Origin of the sequence: Paraburkholderia phymatum (genome assembly GCF_040965635.1) — a bacterium.
Taxonomy (GTDB): domain Bacteria; phylum Pseudomonadota; class Gammaproteobacteria; order Burkholderiales; family Burkholderiaceae; genus Paraburkholderia; species Paraburkholderia phymatum_B.
The window spans coordinates 45,908-63,327 of record NZ_JBFRCH010000005.1 but is presented as its reverse complement, the minus strand read 5'-3'; the positions used below and the strand labels follow the sequence as shown (position 1 = coordinate 63,327).

16 protein-coding genes and 1 tRNA gene are annotated in these 17,420 nt (G+C 62.4%); 2 read left to right on the top strand and 15 right to left on the bottom strand.

Features of this window, described 5'->3' with window-relative positions; all coding sequences use genetic code 11:
• Positions 1–162: 162 nt before the first annotated feature.
• The 11 genes from pheS to AB4Y32_RS11965 all read right to left on the bottom strand — a co-directional run bounded on the left by pheS (position 163) and on the right by AB4Y32_RS11965 (position 10,459).
• On the bottom strand, positions 163–1,176 hold the full coding sequence (gene pheS, locus AB4Y32_RS12015) for a phenylalanine--tRNA ligase subunit alpha (protein WP_368721567.1): 1,014 nt from the start codon (positions 1,174–1,176) through the stop codon (positions 163–165).
• A gap of 159 nt (positions 1,177–1,335) precedes the next feature.
• Positions 1,336–1,695, bottom strand: coding sequence for a 50S ribosomal protein L20 (rplT, locus tag AB4Y32_RS12010; protein ID WP_004192938.1), 360 nt, complete (start codon positions 1,693–1,695; stop codon positions 1,336–1,338).
• A gap of 30 nt (positions 1,696–1,725) precedes the next feature.
• The gene (rpmI, locus tag AB4Y32_RS12005; protein ID WP_004191477.1) at positions 1,726–1,923 is read right to left on the bottom strand and encodes a 50S ribosomal protein L35; all 198 of its coding nucleotides are present in this window, start codon (positions 1,921–1,923) and stop codon (positions 1,726–1,728) included.
• Positions 1,924–2,188: 265 nt separating this feature from the next.
• Positions 2,189–2,713, bottom strand: a complete 525-nt coding sequence (gene infC / locus AB4Y32_RS12000; protein WP_081767593.1) for a translation initiation factor IF-3 — start codon at positions 2,711–2,713, stop codon at positions 2,189–2,191.
• 49 nt (positions 2,714–2,762) lie between these two features.
• Positions 2,763–4,670 (bottom strand): threonine--tRNA ligase, encoded by a 1,908-nt coding sequence (thrS, locus tag AB4Y32_RS11995; protein WP_090872015.1) that lies wholly within the window; start codon positions 4,668–4,670, stop codon positions 2,763–2,765.
• Positions 4,671–4,944: 274 nt separating this feature from the next.
• Positions 4,945–5,021: transfer RNA gene (locus AB4Y32_RS11990), tRNA-Val, on the bottom strand.
• Between the two features lie 124 nt (positions 5,022–5,145).
• Positions 5,146–7,386, bottom strand: coding sequence for a bifunctional (p)ppGpp synthetase/guanosine-3',5'-bis(diphosphate) 3'-pyrophosphohydrolase (locus AB4Y32_RS11985; RefSeq protein WP_368721566.1), 2,241 nt, complete (start codon positions 7,384–7,386; stop codon positions 5,146–5,148).
• 98 nt (positions 7,387–7,484) lie between these two features.
• Entirely contained in the window at positions 7,485–7,838 is a 354-nt protein-coding gene (locus tag AB4Y32_RS11980; RefSeq protein ID WP_368721565.1) for a RidA family protein, read from the bottom strand.
• 127 nt (positions 7,839–7,965) lie between these two features.
• Positions 7,966–8,886, bottom strand: a complete 921-nt coding sequence (locus tag AB4Y32_RS11975) for an alpha/beta fold hydrolase (RefSeq protein ID WP_368721564.1) — start codon at positions 8,884–8,886, stop codon at positions 7,966–7,968.
• 224 nt (positions 8,887–9,110) lie between these two features.
• Entirely contained in the window at positions 9,111–9,752 is a 642-nt protein-coding gene (locus AB4Y32_RS11970; protein ID WP_368721563.1) for a CoA transferase subunit B, read from the bottom strand.
• 2 nt (positions 9,753–9,754) lie between these two features.
• Complete coding sequence (locus tag AB4Y32_RS11965) at positions 9,755–10,459, bottom strand: CoA transferase subunit A (RefSeq protein WP_368721562.1); 705 nt, start codon at positions 10,457–10,459, stop codon at positions 9,755–9,757.
• Between the two features lie 289 nt (positions 10,460–10,748).
• On the opposite strand from AB4Y32_RS11965, the gene AB4Y32_RS11960 reads away from it, so the two are divergent.
• Complete coding sequence (locus tag AB4Y32_RS11960) at positions 10,749–11,294, top strand: LuxR C-terminal-related transcriptional regulator (protein WP_368721561.1); 546 nt, start codon at positions 10,749–10,751, stop codon at positions 11,292–11,294.
• A gap of 62 nt (positions 11,295–11,356) precedes the next feature.
• Here AB4Y32_RS11960 and AB4Y32_RS11955 read toward each other — a convergent pair whose 3' ends face one another.
• On the bottom strand, positions 11,357–11,785 hold the full coding sequence (locus AB4Y32_RS11955) for an acyl-CoA thioesterase (RefSeq protein WP_368721560.1): 429 nt from the start codon (positions 11,783–11,785) through the stop codon (positions 11,357–11,359).
• Positions 11,786–12,005: 220 nt separating this feature from the next.
• A complete protein-coding gene (locus AB4Y32_RS11950; protein WP_368721559.1) occupies positions 12,006–12,782 on the bottom strand; it encodes an SDR family oxidoreductase in 777 nt (258 codons plus the stop codon).
• Positions 12,783–12,968: 186 nt separating this feature from the next.
• On the opposite strand from AB4Y32_RS11950, the gene AB4Y32_RS11945 reads away from it, so the two are divergent.
• Positions 12,969–14,642, top strand: coding sequence for an electron transfer flavoprotein-ubiquinone oxidoreductase (locus tag AB4Y32_RS11945; protein ID WP_368721558.1), 1,674 nt, complete (start codon positions 12,969–12,971; stop codon positions 14,640–14,642).
• Between the two features lie 84 nt (positions 14,643–14,726).
• Here the strand turns inward: AB4Y32_RS11945 and AB4Y32_RS11940 are convergent, their stop codons facing one another.
• Positions 14,727–16,190 (bottom strand): tetratricopeptide repeat protein, encoded by a 1,464-nt coding sequence (locus tag AB4Y32_RS11940; RefSeq protein WP_368721557.1) that lies wholly within the window; start codon positions 16,188–16,190, stop codon positions 14,727–14,729.
• Positions 16,191–16,248: 58 nt separating this feature from the next.
• Positions 16,249–17,349, bottom strand: coding sequence for a chorismate synthase (gene aroC, locus AB4Y32_RS11935; protein ID WP_368721556.1), 1,101 nt, complete (start codon positions 17,347–17,349; stop codon positions 16,249–16,251).
• Between the last annotated feature and the right edge of the window lie 71 nt (positions 17,350–17,420).

Sequence of the window (17,420 nt, the reverse complement as noted above, 5' to 3'; positions counted from 1 at the left end):
CTGTACGTTCTAAACAGGTTGTGTCCGCATCCGGCCGATACATCGGCACCGGGCCGGAAGCGCTGTTTGCGGCGCGGCAGTCATGATGCTGGACGCCGGGCCGCTCTCGTAGCGTGCTTGAAGCTTGAGCCTGATGGCGCTTGCGCTCAGGCTCTCGTTGCGTCAGGCGAACTGGCGCAGGAAACGCAGATCGTTTTCAAAGAACAGACGCAGGTCCTGAACGCCATAGCGCAGCATGGTCAGACGCTCGAGGCCGCTGCCAAACGCAAAGCCGATATAACGCTCCGGGTCGAGGCCCATGTTGCGGATGACCGTCGGATGAACCTGGCCCGAGCCCGAAATTTCGAGCCACTTGCCGGCGTTCTTGCCCTGCTCGAACATCATGTCGATCTCGGCCGACGGCTCGGTGAACGGGAAATACGAAGGGCGGAAGCGCACGAGAATATCGTCGCGCTCGAAGAATTTCTTGAGGAAATCGGTGTAGACGCCCTTCAGGTCGGCGAAGCTGATGTTCTCGTCGATCCACAGGCCTTCCACCTGGTTGAACATCGGCGAGTGCGTCGCGTCGCTATCGACACGGTACGTGCGGCCCGGCACGATCACCTTGATGGGCGGCGTGTTGGTGCGCGCGTAGCGGACCTGCATCGGGCTGGTATGCGTGCGCAAGAGCAGCGGGCGGTCTTCGGCGTCCTTGCCGTCGACGTAAAAGGTATCTTGCATCGAACGCGCCGGATGGTTCTCCGGGCTGTTCAGCGACGTGAAGTTGTACCAGTCGGTTTCGATCTCCGGGCCGTCGGCGACATCAAAGCCGATCGTGCGGAAGATCTGCTCGACGCGCTCCCACGTGTGCATCACGGGGTGCAGGCTGCCCGTGCCCATGCCGCGGCCGGGCAGCGTGACGTCGATGGCTTCAGCGGCAAGACGCTGGTTCAGCAGGGCGTCGGCCAGCGCCTGACGGCGCGCCGTCAGCGCGGCTTCGACCTGCTGCTTGGCGATGTTGATCCGCGCGCCTTCCGTCTTGCGCGCTTCGGGATCGAGCTTGCCCAGCCCCTTCAACAGTTCCGTCAGGGCACCCGACTTGCCGAGAAAGCGTGCCTTCTCGTTTTCGAGCGTGGTGACGTCGGAGGCTTGTTCAAAGGCGCTTTGCGCGTCGGCGACAATCTGGTCCAGATCCATTGATCCCATCTTTTCAACGTCAGTATTCAATCGAAGTAAAACTGGCTCGACCAACAAAAAAGGGGCTCGGTGAGGAGCCCCGTTTTTGTTGCAGCGTCACCGAGACTACCGGACTGTTCGCTGCAACGAACCACGCAGTACTAGATGCTAACAGCGCAATCAGGCTGCGACGGCGGCTTTCACCTGCTTGACGATCGCAGCAAAAGCAGCCTTGTCGAACACAGCCATGTCGGCCAGCACCTTGCGGTCGAGTTCGATCGACGCCTTCTTCAGGCCGTTGATGAACACGCTGTACGTCATGTCGTGCTGACGCACCGCCGCGTTGATACGCGTGATCCACAGCGCGCGGAACACACGCTTCTTGTTGCGGCGATCGCGGTAGGCGTACTGACCTGCGCGCATGACCGCCTGCTTGGCGATGCGATAGACGTTATTGCGGCGGCCGCGGTAACCCTTGGCCAGATTGATGATCTTCTTATGGCGGGCCCGTGCGGTAACCCCACGTTTGACTCGAGGCATGTTTCGCTCCTATGAGTGTCGGTTAAGGGGTTAGGCGAACGGCAGCATCGCACGTACGGAGTTCAGATCGGAATCGTGAACTGCCGTGGCGCCGCGCAGGTGACGCTTATTCTTGGTGGTCTTCTTGGTAAGAATGTGGCGCTTGAAGGCTTGACCGCGCTTGACGGTACCGCCCGGACGAACCACGAAGCGCTTTGCAGCGCTCTTCTTGGTCTTCATCTTCGGCATGACAACTACTCCATTATTTGATGGACATGGGTGTGCGGTCGGCTCAGAAAGCCCTCACCCGCCCTTCGAAACCCACTCCACTTGGTATGCAGCAAGCCTGAACCACTGGCCGCTGCTTTTCGGGAAAACGCCCGCTGTACAACAGGACGCGGTCGACTTTCCGAAATCTGCTTCGCACGCGCCGCATCACCACGACGCGCGACTTTCAAACATTCCGACAAATTCCGACAAACAAGCCGCACATCATAGTGCGGCGGATGTCTGCTTACTTCTTTTTCTTCGGCGCCAGCACCATGATCATCTGGCGGCCTTCCATCTTGGGCATTTGCTCGACCTGACCGACTTCATCCAGATCGGTGCGCAGACGTTCGAGCATGCGCATGCCGATTTCCTGGTGAGCCATTTCGCGGCCACGGAAACGCAACGTGATTTTCGTCTTGTCGCCATCTTCGAGGAAGCGGACAAGGTTACGCAGCTTGACGTTGTAGTCACCGTCATCCGTACCCGGCCGGAATTTGACTTCCTTGACCTGGATGACCTTCTGCTTGAGCTTGGCCTCGTGCTGCTTCTTTGCTTCCTGGTACTTGAACTTGCCGTAGTCCATCAGGCGGCAGACAGGCGGAACCGCTTGCGGCGCGATTTCGACCAGATCCACATCCTGCTGTTCCGACAAGCGGAAAGCTTCAGCGAGTTTTACGATGCCGAGCGGTTCGTTGTCGACTCCGACCAGACGCACTTCGGGCGCAGTGATTTCACCGTTGATGCGATGCGACGACTTATCAGTAGCGATGTTACGTTTCCTCTAAAGATTAAAAAAACGAGCCGCGCTGCCAGGTGGTTTAGTTGAACGTCTGTACGTCCTGACGCAGACGCTCGCTGAAGGCATCGACGGACATCACGCCCAGATCGACGCCGCCACGGGCACGCACGGCTACCGTTTGTGCATCACGCTCCTTGTCGCCGACGACCAGCAAATACGGCACCTTTTCAAGCGTGTGCTCGCGTATTTTATAGCTAATCTTCTCATTGCGCAAATCGGCCTCCACTCTAACCCCTTGTTTTTGCAACGATTGAGCCAGAGATTGAGCGTATTCCGCCTGACTTTCGGCGATATTCATCACGACGACCTGCATCGGCGCCAGCCACACAGGCATTGCACCAGCATGGTGCTCAATCAGAATGCCGAGGAAGCGCTCCATTGATCCGACGATTGCCCGGTGCAGCATGATCGGCCGGCGCCGGCTGTTGTCTTCTGCCACGTACTCGGCGCCCAGACGCTCCGGCAGCACCATGTCGAGTTGCAGCGTGCCGCACTGCCACGAGCGGCCGAGCGCGTCCTTGATGTGATATTCGACCTTCGGACCGTAGAACGCGCCCTCGCCCGGCAATTCTTCCCACGTCACGCCGCAAGCGGTCAGCGCGTCGCGCAGACCCTGCTCGGCACGATCCCAGATTTCGTCCGTGCCCGCACGCGCGTCGGGGCGTAGCGACAGCTTGATCTCGACATTGTCGAAGCCGAAATCCTTATAGACGCTCATCGCCAGCGTGTTGAAAGCAATCGATTCGCTGATGAACTGGTCTTCCGTACAGAAGATGTGCGCATCGTCCTGGACGAATCCGCGCACGCGCATCAGACCATGCAGCGCGCCCGACGACTCGTTGCGATGGCACGAACCGAACTCCGCATAGCGCAGCGGCAGATCGCGATACGAGCGCAAGCCGTGATTGAACACCTGCACGTGGCCCGGGCAGTTCATCGGCTTGATCGCGTAGTCGCGCTTTTCCGACTCGGTCGTGAACATGTTTTCACGATAGTTCTGCCAGTGACCCGACGCCTCCCACAGCGAGCGGTCCATGATCATCGGCGTCTTGATCTCGAGATAGCCCGCCTCGTTCACGCGACGGCGCATGTACTGCTCGACCTGCTGCCACAACGTCCAGCCGCGCGGATGCCAGAACACCATGCCCGGCGACTCGTCCTGCATGTGGAACAGGTCCAGTTGCTTGCCGAGCTTGCGGTGATCTCGCTTTTCAGCCTCTTCGAGCATGTGCAGATAGGCGTCCTGGTCTTCCTTCTTCGTCCAGGCCGTGCCATAGATGCGCTGCAACTGCTCGTTCTTCGAATCGCCGCGCCAGTACGCGCCCGCGACCTTCATCAGCTTGAAGACCTTCAGCTTGCCCGTCGACGGCACGTGCGGGCCGCGGCACAGATCCGTGAAGCCGCCGTGCGCGTATAGCTTGATTTCGTCGCTGGCGGGAATCGATTCGATGATCTCGGCCTTGTACTTTTCGCCGATGCTCTTGAAGTACTCGACGGCCTCATCGCGCGACACGACGCGGCGCGATACCGGTTCGTCCTTCTTCGCCAGCTCCTGCATGCGCTTTTCGATCTTCTCGAGATCTTCGGGCGTGAAGGGACGGCTATACGAAAAGTCGTAGTAGAAGCCATTGTCGATCACCGGCCCGATCGTCACCTGCGCTTCCGGAAAGAGATCCTTCACCGCGTAAGCGAGCAGGTGTGCCGTCGAGTGGCGAATGATGTCGAGACCGTCTGCGTCCTTGTCCGTGACAATCGCGAGCGACACGTCGTGGTCGATCAGCGCGGACGTATCGACCAGTTCGCCGTCGATCTTGCCGCCGAGCGCAGCCTTCGCGAGACCGGGGCCAATCGATGCAGCCACTTCGGCGACAGTCACCGGGTGCTCGTACTGTCGAACGGAACCATCGGGCAGTCGTATCGAAACCATTGCGTTCTCCGTAATGCCGGCAGGCGGCGGCACATGCAACAAGCGCTAAAGACAAAAAAAAATGCGGCCCCGCTTTCGAGGGGCCGCATTCACATTTCTGCAAACTACCGCAAACAACAAGGGCGAAAGTGGTCCTCGACTAGCGTCGCTCCGAAACGGTTCCGGTCAACGTTCGCGGTGTCATAACCATGTTCGCCTGGTTCGCTCTTTACGCCGAAGCGTTCATTGCTACTTGCGTTTGCGAAACCTCGGCAAGCCGAAGTTTCAGATTCGTTGGTAGGCTCGATTGGACTCGAACCAACGACCCCCACCATGTCAAGGTGGTGCTCTAACCAGCTGAGCTACGAGCCTAGAGAGACGAGATTATATGGAGCACAGAGAAAGTTGGCAAGCGTTTTTATGCGTCGGCACCAAAATTTCTCTGCGCATACGCACGCGCACGACAACGGAAATCACGAGCGCATTGTCGACGGCTTCACTTGCGCGTTGCCCTGACGACGCCAGCCACTTCACCCAGCATCGCGCACGCGCGCTGGATCTGCGCGGCACTCGACACTTCCACGGTGAACTGCATGAACGCCGCGTTGCGCCGTGACTGCGACTTCACGCCGATCACATTCATCTTCTCGCGCGCAAAGACTTCGGAAATGTCGCGCAGCAGGCCCTGCCGGTCGGTTGCCTCGATCGACAGGTCGACGGGATACACCGACTTGCCGCGCCCGCTCATCACATCGGCGGACCAGGCGGTTTGCAGCACACGCTCCGGCGCGCGCTCGGCCATACGCCGGAACGTCGGGCAGTCACTGCGATGAATCGACATGCCTTTGCCGCGTGTCACGAAACCGGCGATGTCATCGGGCGGCGCCGGACGGCAGCAACGCGCAAGCTGCGTCAGCAAAGCATCGACGCCGACGACGAGCACGCCCGTCGACGCGCCATGCGCGACGCTTGCGCCGCTACTGCGCTTCTCGAACTGCTCGGGCGCCTCGACGACAGGCTCGGCGGGCGGCGCATCGCTGAGCGCCTGTTCGACGAGCCGCAAGCTGAACTCTTCCTTGCCGACCACCGAGAACAGATCCTCGGGTGACTTGAAGCCGAGCTTCGCCGCCAGCTGATCGAGACTGACGGATGTCTTGCCCTCGCGCTGCAAAGTCTTTTCGACCATCGCGCGCCCCGTCGCGACGTTCTCCTGCGCCTCGACGGCATTGAACCACGCCCGCACCTTTTGGCGCGCGCGGCTGCTTTGCAGGTAGCCGAGTTGCGGATTGAGCCAGTCGCGCGACGGACCGCCCTCCTTGACGGCGACGACCTCGACCGTCTGCCCGTTCTGCAAAGGCGTATTCAACGGCACCATCGCGCCATCGACGCGCGCCCCGCGGCAACGATGCCCCAGTTCGCTATGCAGGTGATACGCGAAGTCGAGCGGCGTCGAGCCCTGCGGCAACGGAATCACGCGCGCCTGTGGCGTGAGCGTGTAGATGTGATCGTCGTCGAGCGTTGCCTGGCGCAACTGCTCCCATGGCTTCGCCGCGCCCTTGTCGCCGTGCTTGCCTTCGGACACGTCGTCTTTCCACGCAAGCAGTTGACGCAGCCACGCAATCTTCTCGTCGTATTTCTCGCTCGCGCTGAACTGGCCGCCATAACCGCGCGTGCCCGCTTCCTTGTAGCGCCAGTGCGCGGCCACGCCGTATTCGGCGAACCGATGCATCTCCTGTGTGCGGATCTGCACTTCGAACGCGCGACCGTCGTCGCCGATCACCACCGTATGCAACGACTTGTAGCCGTTCGGCTTGGGCCGCGAGATGTAGTCGTCGAATTCCCTCGGCACAGGCTGCCACAGGTTGTGCACGATGCCGAGCACCGTGTAGCAATCCTTGATGTCGGGCACGATAACTCGAAACGCGCGCACGTCGTAAAGCTCGGAGAAGTCGAGCTCCTTGCCGCGCATCTTGCGCCAGATGCTGTAGATGTGCTTCGGCCGGCCGCTCACTTCGGCATCGATGTGCGCGGCCGCCAGCTCCCGCTGCAGCCGCGCGATCGCTTCGGCGACATAGGTTTCGCGTTCGACGCGCTTCTCGTCGAGCAGCTTCGCGATGCGCTTGTACGTCTGCGGCTCTTCGAAGCGGAACGCGAGATCTTCGAGCTCCCACTTCAGTTGCCAGATGCCGAGGCGATTCGCGAGCGGCGCGTAGATGTCGAGCGTCTCGCGCGCCACGTCGGGCGACGGCGTGATCTTCGCTGCCGCGTAATAGCGCATCGATTGCAGCCGCGACGCGAGCCGGATCAGCACGACGCGAATGTCCTGCGCGAACGCGAGCAGCATCTTGCGCAGCGCTTCGACCTGCGCGCGGCGCGCGGCCTGCGCGTCGCGGCCCGCCTCGGGCATCGCGTTCTGCGCGGCGCGCATGCTCACGGTGCCGAGGCGCAACAGCTTGCGCACGTCGCTCACCAGTTGCGCGACTTCTTCGCCGAAGTTGTCGGCGATGGTTTGCTCCGGATTCTCGAGATGCGGCGTCAGCGAAAACAGCGCCGCCGCCAGCACGGCCGGCGGATCGACGTTGAGCGTGCGCATGATGGAAGCCGTGCCCGCCGCATGATCGGCGAGCAACTCACCCGACGACAGCCGCGCGCCACGCGCGTGCTCGCGCACGAACGCAAGCGCGTCGTCGAAGGACGGCGTCGGGTTCGGAGCGGTCGTGACGGTGTCGCTATTCATCGTGCAGCGGGCCCGCGGCTCGCGCGGGCGAATGAGGCCAATGCAAATGCCTGAAACGTAGGTTGCGTGTGTCGCGTATTTCGCGCGTGTGGCCCGTATCAGCTGCGCTGGGCGGCGACCACGACCACTTCGACCAGGCACTTCGGATTCGCGAGCTTCGCTTCGACGGTTGCGCGCGGCGGCGTGTTGCCTTGCGCGACCCACTCGTCCCATACGGCGTTCATGCCGGCGAAGTCCGCCATGTCCGCGATGTAGATCTGAGCCGAAAGCAGATGCGCCTTGTCGCTGTTGACTTCACCGAGCAGACGGTCGATGTGGCCGAGCACTTCGCGCATTTGGCCGACGATGTCCTGATCGGTGTCCTCGGCAATCTGGCCAGCCAGATAAACCGTGCCGTTATGCACAGCGGTTTCCGAAAGACGCTTGCCGACGTGATGACGAATGACTGCCATGAAATTTCCTGTCCATTGTGAATGAGGAGTGAAACGACGCTATGCGGGGTTCGTTTTGCACGCGCTGTGCGCGATGCGCCGATCGCGATCGAACAGCGGTCAACCTAAGCCCGCGGCCAATCTCATATTATGACGCGTCGGCGCTATTTCCGATGAAGAACCGTTTCGCAATATCGATCTGATCTGCGGAAAGAAAGGCCGGCGCATGGCCTACGCCGGGGATTTCGATGCTCGACACATTGCGTCCCTTCTCGATCATCTTCGCGACGGTTTCACGGGACAGCAGATCCGATCGCTCGCCTCGCACGACGAGCACGGGCCCTTCCGTCGATGCAAGCGACTGCCACAACGCCGCCTCGCCGAGTGCCGTCAGTTCGGGCGTTGTCTGCGTGAACGGCTCCGCGATGCGCGGATCGTAGCGAAAGCGCCAGGCGCCATCGCGCTCGTGCACGAGCGGCGTGTTGATCTCGCGCCATTCGTCCCGCGTGAGCGGCCCGAACGATTGAGCGAGCAACGCGGCGTGATCGATCGCTTCCTGCTGCGTGTCGAACGACACTGGCTGCCCGAGATAGTTGCCGATGCGCTCGATGGCGACGGGTTCTACATGCGGGCCGACATCGTTGACGATCATCTTGCGTATCGGCGAGTCCTTCAGCCCGGCGAACGCCATGCCGATCAGCCCGCCCATCGAGGTGCCGAACCAGTCCACAGTCTCGACGCCGAGCCGCGCGATCAGCGTGACCATATCGCCGACGTATTGCGGGATGCCATAGTAAATGGGATTGGCGAGCCACGAAGACAAGCCACGCCCGGCCACATCCGGACATACGACGCGATACACAGGCGACAGCGCCGCCGCGAGCCGGTCGAAGTCGCGTCCGGAGCGCGTCAGCCCATGCACGCACACGAGCACGCGGGGGTTATCCGGCGCGCCCCATTCGGTGTACGCGATGCGATGCAGCCCCGCGGGACTCGCGCATTGCACATAGCGCTGACGGGGCACGGTGGTGTCGACAACGGGCGAAACGGCAACAGGCGTAGCGGTCATCAGAGTTCCCTCGATCGAAAGGCTGCAGCGTGCATGAAAGGCGCACGGAACACGATCGATTCTAAACCGCTTCGTCTCGCGCGCTCATCGGCGTAAAGGCATAGGACGAAAGCACGAAGCCAGCAAGCGCGGGCCTCAATACATAGGGCAAAAAGGAACGGGCGCGACTCGCATCGCGCCCGCTTTTCGACAACCGCTTTCGACGCACGGTCGAACGAAGAGACTCAGCTCACCGCGCTCGTATCGAGCGGCGCGCCCGTCTTCGCCTTGATCTCGTCGACGGTCACACCGTCAGCCAGTTCGACCAGCTTCAGGCCGCCATCGACCACGTCGATCACGCCAAGGTCCGTGATGATCCGATCGACCACGCCCACGCCCGTCAGCGGCAGCGTGCATTCTTCGAGAATCTTGTGCTGGTCGCCCTTCGCGACGTGCTCCATCAGCACGACGACGCGCTTGACGCCCGCCACCAGATCCATCGCGCCGCCCATGCCCTTGATCATCTTGCCGGGGATCATCCAGTTCGCCAGATCGCCCTTCTTGCTGATCTGCATGGCGCCGAGGATCGCCAGGTTGATGTGGCCGCCGCGAATCATCGCGAACGAATCGGCCGACGAGAAGATCGACGAGCCCGGCAGCGTCGTCACCGTCTGCTTGCCGGCGTTGATCAGGTCCGCGTCCACTTCCTCTTCGTACGGCGACGGGCCGATGCCGAGCAGGCCGTTCTCCGACTGAAGCCACACTTCCATGCCTGCGGGCACGTGATTGGCGACGAGCGTCGGCAGGCCGATGCCGAGGTTCACATAAAAGCCGTCTTGCAGCTCCTGCGCCGCGCGCGCGGCCATCTGGTTACGATTCCAAGCCATGTTTACTCTCCTTTCGCGCGGACGATGCGTTGTTCGATGCGTTTTTCCGGGTGCGCGTTGAGCACGAGGCGCTGCACGAAGATGCCCGGCGTGTGGATCGCGTCCGGATCGAGTTCGCCCGTCTCGACGATCTCTTCGACTTCCGCGACCGTGATCTTGCCTGCCATTGCGCACATCGGATTGAAGTTGCGCGCGGTGCGGCGATAGATCAGGTTGCCCGACTTGTCCGCCTTCCACGCCTTGACGAGCGCGACATCCGCCGTCAGCGACGGTTCGAGCACGTAGTGGTTGTCGCCGAACTGGCGCGTTTCCTTGCCTTCCGCGATGACGGTGCCGAAGCCCGTGTTCGTGAAGAACGCCGGAATGCCCGCGCCGCCCGCGCGCAGCTTTTCGGCGAGCGTGCCCTGCGGCGTGAATTCCAGCTCGAGTTCGCCCGCCAGATACTGGCGCTCGAATTCCTTGTTCTCGCCGACGTACGACGAGATCATCTTCCTGATCTGGCGCGTTTCCAGCAGCAGGCCGAGGCCGAAGCCGTCGACACCCGCGTTGTTGCTGATGCAGGTGATGCCCTTCACGCCGGAGTCGCGCAGGGCGGCGATCAGCGCTTCAGGAATGCCGCACAGGCCAAAGCCGCCGACGGCGAATGTCTGCCCGTCCTTGACGATGCCTTCGAGCGCGGCAGCCGCGCTTGCGTAGACTTTATTCATCAGTGTGTCCCTTCCTTGATTGGATACCCGAAATTGGGATCGATGCGACGCCGTTCTTGTGTCGACTCGCGCCCGCTCCTGCTCGCCGGTGCACTTGCACGAGCCGGCTGCCGGGGCGCTGCGGGCACAGCCCGAAACGTCATTCTAGTCATCTGCGGCGAACGGTGGCGCGATGCGGATAAACCTCGCCGCGCCAGCCGCGCATCTTGTGATGTGCCGAAAGGGTACGATGCGGCGGTGTTGCGGCACAATACGCAAAAATACATAAGTAATCGCACCCTCTGATTTCATGCCCGCACTGGATTACCAAACCGCTTTTCACCTTGCGCCGATCGGCCTCGTGCTGTCGCGCGAGCGGATCATCGAAGACTGCAACGAGCAGGTCGCCGCGATCTTCCGCCGTTCGCGCGAGTCGTTGCTGGGGCAATCGTTCGCGGTGCTGTATCCGTCGCCGGATGAGTTCGAGCGCATCGGCGAGCGCATCCCGCCCATCATGACGGCGCAAGGCAGCTACGCCGATGACCGCATCATGAAGCGCGCGAACGGCGAGCTGTTTTGGTGCCATGTGACGGGGCGCTCACTCGATCTTTCGGTGCCGCATGCAGCGGGCGTCTGGACCTTCGAGGATCTGAGCGCGACGCGGCGCGTCGCCGTCGAGCTGACGCCGCGCGAGCGCGAGATCGCCGCGCAACTGGTGACAGGAAAGACGAGCAAGCAGATCGGCCGGATTCTCGACATCAGCCCGCGGACAGTGGATGTCTACCGCGCGCGGCTGATGCGCAAATACGGTACGGGCAACGCGACTGAACTGCTGCAGCGCCTGCTCGGCAATTGACTTTCGACCGGAAGGAAGCGCTCGCTGCGGGAGCCGGCGCGCATCGAACGGGAAGGTAAGGGTCAGGCCTTGACGAGCCGGGCGCTTTCGATGGTCGTGCGCAGCAGGTCGGGAAGCGGCGCCGATTTGCCTGCCGCGTAGTCGATCCAGACGCACTTCGCGGAGCCGCGCGCGTAAAGCGTGCCGGGGTCGTCGGCGCGGAAGAGCTCGAAGCGCGTATCGAAACTGCTGCGGCCCGGCGTGCCCACCGTCATGCGGCCGATCACGTCGCCCGGATAGTGCAACTGCGTCAGGAATTCCATTGACGCATTGACGATCACGGGCCCCTGCCCTTCGCCGTTGCCGCCCGCGATGCCAAGTTGCTCGAACCAGGAAATCCGCACCTGCTCCATGTAGCGGAAATAGACCGTGTTGTTCACATGGCCGAACGCGTCCATGTCGCCCCAGCGGATCGGCATCGACATTTCAAAAACGGGGTGGTAATCGCTCATCGCACTTCTTCTACGGTTTGAATCTGAATCGGAAAAATGGAACTGCGCGGGCTGCATCCGGCAAATGCACGCAACCCGCGAATTGCAGCGGCTAAAAAGGTTTATGCAACGTCTGCGCTGTGCGGACGCTGCACGTGGGCGTCAATGATCGCGCTTCTCGCGCGTTTCTGCTCCGAAGCCAACAGGCAAGCGTGTCAGTCAAACGATTGCCTGCCGCTGATTACGAAAGACCGAAACCATCGTCGGCGGCGATCACCGAGCCGTTGATGAACTGCGATTCGTCGGCGGCGAGCAGCAGCAACAGTCCGTCCAGGTCTTCCGGCTTGCCGACGCGATGCCGCGGCAGCATCGAAATCAGCTTTTGCCCCTGATCGGTCGACCAGTGATGGTGGTTGATCTCGGTGTCGATGTAACCGGGGCAGATCGCGTTGACGTTGATGCCGTGGCGGCCCCATTCCTGCGCCATCGCTTTCGTCATGTGGACCACGGCCGCCTTGCTCATCGAGTAGAGCCCGATTTGCGGCAGCACGCGCAAGCCGGCCACCGACGCGATATTGATGATCCGGTACGGCGGTTTGTTCGAGCCGCCGCCGCGCATGATCATCCGCTTGGCCACTTCCTGAGCGACGAAGAATGCGCCGCGTGTGTTCGTGTCGAACACGTATTCGAAGTCCGCGGGGGACACGTCGGTCAGCTTTTGCGTCGTCGATACGCCCGAGTTGTTGACGAGAATATCGATCGTGCCCGCCTCCGTCTCCGCGTGCGCGACGGCCGACTTGATGCTCTGATAATCGGTCACGTCGAGTGAGACGACGTGCGCGGCCCCACCCGATGCCTCAATCTCCGCGCGCAATTCCTTCAGACGTTCGATGCGTCGGCTTGCCAGCACGACCTTTGCGCCCGCTTGCGACAGCACCATGGCAAACCGCTTGCCCAGTCCACTCGATGCGCCCGTAATCAGCGCCACCTTGCCTTCCAGATTGATCGAACGGCCCATTGTCGTTTTCCTTGGAACATGGATGTGACGGGATGCAGGCCCACGCGCCGCGCAGGCATTGGGGTCAATCCTCAGTCACCATAATAGTACGGTCGTGCTAATCTTGCCTCTTTGTGTTGCAGCGCAGGGATCGTTCAATGACAATACGATCCCGAAAAAAGCATTCTAACGGTAAGAGGAGCATCAATGACCCCCGCAAGCCTGATCGAGCAGTACGGCCCGCGCGAATCGATGGAATATGACGTGGTGATCGTCGGCGGCGGCCCGGCGGGCCTGTCGGCGGCTATTCGTCTGAAGCAGCGCGCGGCGGAAAAGGGCATCGAGATTGGCGTCTGCGTGCTCGAAAAGGGCTCGGAAATCGGGGCGCATATCCTCTCGGGCGCGGTGATGGACCCGCGTGCGTTGAATGAACTGATGCCGGACTGGAAGGAAAAAGGGGCACCTCTGGAGGTTGAAGTGACGGAAGACCGCTTCCTGTTCCTCTCCGAAACGGGCGCGAAGGCCGTGCCGAACTGGGCGCTGCCGGACAACTTCAAGAATCACGGCAACTACGTGATCAGCCTCGCGAACGTCACGCGCTGGCTGGGTCAGCAGGCCGAAGCGCTGGGCGTCGAGATCTTCCCGGGCTTTGCAGCGGCGGAAGTGCTGTACAACGACGACGGCTCCGTCAAGGGCGTGGCAACGGGCAACCTGGGCATCGGCAAGGACGGCGAGCCGACGGAAAACCTCCAGCTCGGCATGGAACTGCATGCGAAGTACACGTTGTTCTGCGAGGGCGCGCGCGGGCATCTCGCGCGTCAACTGTCGGACAAATTCAAACTGCGTGACGGCGCCGATCCGCAGGTGTACGGCATCGGCATCAAGGAACTGTGGGAAATCGATCCCGCGAAGCACAAGCCGGGGCTGGTGATTCACACCGCCGGCTGGCCGCTCGATACGCAGACGTACGGCGGCTCGTTCCTCTATCACATCGACAACAACCAGGTGATGGTGGGCTTCGTGGTCGGCCTCGGCTATTCGAACCCGTATCTCTCGCCGTTCGAGGAATTCCAGCGCTACAAGACGCACCCGGAAATCCGCAAGTTCCTCGAAGGCGGCAAGCGCGTGTCGTATGGCGCGCGCGCGATCACGGCAGGCGGGCTGATGTCGCTGCCGAAGCTCGTGTTTCCGGGCGGCGCGCTGGTCGGCGACGACGCGGGCTTCCTGAACGCCTCGCGGATCAAGGGCTCGCACGCGGCGATCAAGACAGGCATGCTCGCCGCCGATGCCGCGTTCGATGCGGTTCAATCCGGCCGTCAGTCGGATGAACTCGCCGCCTACCCGGAGTCGTTCAAGACCTCGTGGCTGCACACCGAGCTGTACCGGGCACGCAATTTCAAGCAGTGGATGAGCAAGGGCCTGTACCTCGGCACGCTGATGGTCGGCATCGAGCAGAAGCTGCTGGGCGGCAACGTGCCGTGGACGCTGCATCACCAGCACTGGGATCACGAGATGCTGAAGCCGGCGTCGCAGTGCAAGCCGATCGACTATCCGAAACCTGATGGCAAGCTCACATTTGACCGGCTGTCGTCGGTGTTCATCTCGAACACGAATCACGAAGAGAACCAGCCTGCGCATCTGACGCTGAAAGACCCGTCGGTGCCCGTCAAGGTGAATCTGCAAACGTATGCAGGCCCCGAAGGCCGCTACTGCCCCGCCGCCGTGTATGAGTTCGTGAAAAACGACGACGGCAGCGAGCGCCTCGTGATCAACGCGCAAAACTGCGTGCACTGCAAGACCTGCGACATCAAGGACCCGACGCAGAACATCGTGTGGGTCACGCCGGAAGGCGGCGGCGGTCCGAACTATCCGAACATGTGACGCGCGCTGCGTCCAGACAAACGAAAGCGCCGCTCATATCGAGCGGCGCTTTTTGCATGACGGCCGAGCCCACGCCCACACGATTCACGCTGCAAGCGTCGCGAGCCGTGCGCGCACCCGTTCGATAACAGGCGCCCACACGCCGACAGACGGCTGACGAAACAGCTCGATCGTCTGATACCACGGCGTGCGTTCCACCTCTTCGCCCCAGAACCACGCAGACACGTAATCGATCATCAACCACGTCGGCACGCCGAGCGCGCCTGCCAGATGGGCGGGACCGCTGTCGATGGTCACGAGCGCATCGAGATTCACGAGCAGCGCGGCCACATCGTCGAAGCCCGCTTCGAAGTGCGCGGTCGGATCGACGATATCGACGCCCTGCCCTCGCCATCGCTCGACCGTCGCCGGACGCCCCGGCGACACCGCAAAGAACGTAATGCCAGGCGCGCTCAGAATCGGCTCAAGCAGTTCGACGGGAACCGAGCGCCGCGCATCGCGGATGTGATCGGGATTGCCGTTCCACACGAGGCCAACCGTCTTGTTCCCCGCCTTCGCGGCACCAGCGACACGTTCGCGCCACAACTCGGCGCGCGCGGGATCGGCGCTCAGATACGGATGCCCCCACATCGACGGATCGTCGATGCCGAGCCGCAGCGGCAAACTCATCAGCCCGCAGTGAAAAACGGGCTTCGTTTCGAGGCTCGTTTCGATCCGGATGCCAGCAGGCAGCATGCGTTCGAACAGATGCTGCATCGGCCCCGCATAGCCGAAGATCACGCGACCGCCTTCGCGTTGCGCGCGTTCCGCGAGTAGACGGAGAAAGCGCACCGCCCACAGGCAATCGCCGTTGCCCTGCTCGCCATACACGACGAGCGTCTTGCCCGCCAGCGACTCGCCGCGCCAGTTGGCGCTGATCGCCGCAAGCGCTGTTTTCGCGGCGTTCACATCGTCGGCGAATGCGACGCGCGCTTCGTAGTCGAGCCAGCCCTGCGCATATCGTCCCGCGCGCACTTCCAGCTCCGACAGATCGAAGAGCGCGTGCGCATTGTTCGGCGTCAGTTCCAGCACACTGCGCAGCAGCGCCTCGGCTTCGGCGAAGCGGCCCTGCTCCTTGATGCACAGCGCGAGCTTGTGCAACACGATGTGGTTGCCCGGCGCGGCGCGCGCGGCCTCGTGCAGCAGACGTTGGGCTTCGGCGAAATCGTCGCGCTGCTGGAAGGCGGCCGAACGCCAGACGAGCGCATTCGCATCGTTGGCGTCGCGCGCCAACAGCAGCGCCGTCGCCGATTCGACGAGCGCCCAGTCCCGCAGAATGAAGGCCGTCTGCGCGATCTCGTGCAGCAGACGCGCATCGCAGTTCGCGTCGAGGCGGTATGCGCGCACGAGCGCATCGACCGCCTGGCGCAGCCGTGTCTTGTCGCCGTTCGTGCCGGCGAGCAGCGCCTTGCCGAGCGCGAGCCAGTCCGTTGCAACGGCGTCGGGTGCCGACGTGCGCGCATAAAGCTGCGCCAGTGCGTCGGCGCGCGTGGAGTCGATGTGATTCATGTTGACCGCCCTGTCGATAGCCAGCGAGCTTGCGATGCCGTGGTTCGACTATTCGAGTTCAGGGCGCGCTGGCAGCAATCTTCGGCGTATCGACGACGACATCGCCGCACTGCGCGCGATGACGAAGCGCATGGTCGATCAGCACGAGCGCAAGCATTGCCTCGGCGATCGGCGTCGCGCGAATGCCGACGCACGGATCATGGCGCCCGAACGTTTCGACGACGGCGGGCTGCCCGCTCTTGTCGATCGAGCGGCGCGGCGTGCGGATGCTCGACGTCGGCTTGATCGCGATCGACACCGTGATGTCCTGTCCCGTCGAAATGCCGCCGAGCACGCCGCCCGCATGATTGCCGATGAAACCTTCCGGCGTCAGTTCGTCGCCGTGCACCGAACCGCGCTGCGCGACGCTCGCGAAGCCCGCGCCGATCTCGACGCCCTTCACCGCGTTGATGCCCATCATCGCGTGCGCGATGTCGGCGTCGAGCCGGTCGAAAAGCGGCTCGCCGAGGCCGACGGGCACGCCCGACGCCACCACGTTGATACGCGCGCCGATCGAATCGCCGTCCTTGCGCAGCGCATCCATATACGCTTCGAGTTGCGGCACGATGTCCGCGTTCGGCACGAAGAACGGGTTCTCACGCACGTGCTGCCAGTCGACGAACGGCACGTCGATCTCGCCGAGCGCGGCCATATAGCCGCGAATCTCGGTGCCGAACTTTTCGCGCAGCCATTTCTTCGCGACAGCACCCGCCGCCACCGTCGGCGCCGTCAGCCGCGCTGAGGAACGGCCGCCGCCGCGATAGTCGCGGATGCCGTACTTCTGCCAGTAGGTGTAGTCGGCGTGGCCCGGACGGAAGGTTTCGGCGATGTTGCCGTAGTCCTTGCTGCGCTGATCCGTGTTGCGGATCAGGAGCGCAATGGGCGCACCCGTCGTCTTGCCCTCGAAGACGCCCGAAAGAATCTCGACCTTGTCTTCTTCCTGGCGCTGCGTCACGTGCCGTGACGTGCCGGGCTTGCGACGATCGAGTTCGAACTGGATGTCGGCCTCGGCGAGCGACATGCCCGGCGGGCAGCCGTCGATCACACAGCCGATAGCCGGGCCATGCGATTCGCCGAAGGTCGTGACTGTGAAGAGCGTACCGAGGGTATTGCCGGACATGAGCGTCGTCCAAAGAAATGCGGGGAGAGCGTTATTATGCCAGCCTGGCCGCTCCGCCGTGGCGCGCGGGG

Bases quoted from the DNA above. Each gene is read 5' to 3' on its own strand.
- pheS (WP_368721567.1), bottom strand. From the start codon at position 1,176: ATGGATCTGGACCAGATTGTCGCCGACGCGCAAAGCGCCTTTGAACAA.
- rplT (WP_004192938.1), bottom strand. From the start codon at position 1,695: ATGCCTCGAGTCAAACGTGGGGTTACCGCACGGGCCCGCCATAAGAAG.
- rpmI (WP_004191477.1), bottom strand. From the start codon at position 1,923: ATGCCGAAGATGAAGACCAAGAAGAGCGCTGCAAAGCGCTTCGTGGTT.
- thrS (WP_090872015.1), bottom strand. From the start codon at position 4,670: ATGGTTTCGATACGACTGCCCGATGGTTCCGTTCGACAGTACGAGCAC.
- AB4Y32_RS11985 (WP_368721566.1), bottom strand. From the start codon at position 7,386: ATGAATAGCGACACCGTCACGACCGCTCCGAACCCGACGCCGTCCTTC.
- AB4Y32_RS11980 (WP_368721565.1), bottom strand. From the start codon at position 7,838: ATGGCAGTCATTCGTCATCACGTCGGCAAGCGTCTTTCGGAAACCGCT.
- AB4Y32_RS11975 (WP_368721564.1), bottom strand. From the start codon at position 8,886: ATGACCGCTACGCCTGTTGCCGTTTCGCCCGTTGTCGACACCACCGTG.
- AB4Y32_RS11970 (WP_368721563.1), bottom strand. From the start codon at position 9,752: ATGGCTTGGAATCGTAACCAGATGGCCGCGCGCGCGGCGCAGGAGCTG.
- AB4Y32_RS11965 (WP_368721562.1), bottom strand. From the start codon at position 10,459: ATGAATAAAGTCTACGCAAGCGCGGCTGCCGCGCTCGAAGGCATCGTC.
- AB4Y32_RS11960 (WP_368721561.1), top strand. From the start codon at position 10,749: ATGCCCGCACTGGATTACCAAACCGCTTTTCACCTTGCGCCGATCGGC.
- AB4Y32_RS11955 (WP_368721560.1), bottom strand. From the start codon at position 11,785: ATGAGCGATTACCACCCCGTTTTTGAAATGTCGATGCCGATCCGCTGG.
- AB4Y32_RS11950 (WP_368721559.1), bottom strand. From the start codon at position 12,782: ATGGGCCGTTCGATCAATCTGGAAGGCAAGGTGGCGCTGATTACGGGC.
- AB4Y32_RS11945 (WP_368721558.1), top strand. From the start codon at position 12,969: ATGACCCCCGCAAGCCTGATCGAGCAGTACGGCCCGCGCGAATCGATG.
- AB4Y32_RS11940 (WP_368721557.1), bottom strand. From the start codon at position 16,190: ATGAATCACATCGACTCCACGCGCGCCGACGCACTGGCGCAGCTTTAT.
- aroC (WP_368721556.1), bottom strand. From the start codon at position 17,349: ATGTCCGGCAATACCCTCGGTACGCTCTTCACAGTCACGACCTTCGGC.